Source organism: Colwellia sp. BRX10-9, assembly GCF_014077405.1.
Taxonomy (GTDB): domain Bacteria; phylum Pseudomonadota; class Gammaproteobacteria; order Enterobacterales; family Alteromonadaceae; genus Colwellia_A.
Map to the genome: position 1 here is coordinate 1 of NZ_JACGVV010000098.1, position 689 is coordinate 689.

Genomic DNA, 689 nt, shown 5'->3' on the forward strand with positions numbered 1-689 from the left:
TTCAACCATTTCCATTTCGAATGTCGTTAATGATTGCTCTTGCTGATATTGACGGGTTAATAGGGTGCCTTTGAACAACTTATGCCAACGGGACAGTACCTCTAGCGTCGTCCAGTTGTTAGCTTGTTCACTATCAACATGAAGGACTAAATGTAAGTGATTATTCATGACAGCGTGAGCACAAATATCAATAGCAAAGACCTGAGATAATGTAAAAATGCGCTGTTCAATCCAATGACGCCTGTGCTCATAACTGACACCTGTTTCTTTATCAATACCACATAAAAAGGCTTTTCGAACGGTTTGACTACAAATATGATAATACGGCGTATCAGATAAACTAATTTGTTGTGAACGAGGCTTTGGCATAACTATCACCACACTTATAAGAGGGTAAATTAAGTGTAGTTTGTTGTTGAAAAAACAAACAAGTTATTATGGGTGGCTTAATTAGTGTTGTGAACGAGGCTTGGGCATAATAATTACCACACTTAACAGGGGTAAATTAAGTCTAGTTTATTGTTGAAAAAACAAACAAGTTATTATGGGTGGCTTAATAATATTTCAGCATGGCGAAATGACAACCTAAAATCGAGCTTTCATGTGTTACACGCATAATGTCTGAGATTGATCTCTTCAGATCACTTTTACTACAAAGACGACATATCTTAATTTTAATAAGTAGTCCG

Annotated in this window: 1 pseudogene; it reads right to left on the reverse strand. The window is 36.3% G+C overall.

From position 1 onward, the window contains the following. A pseudogene (locus H4J69_RS19630) lies at positions 1-369 on the reverse strand (transposase); the annotation flags it as partial. Positions 370-689 lie beyond the last annotated feature (320 nt).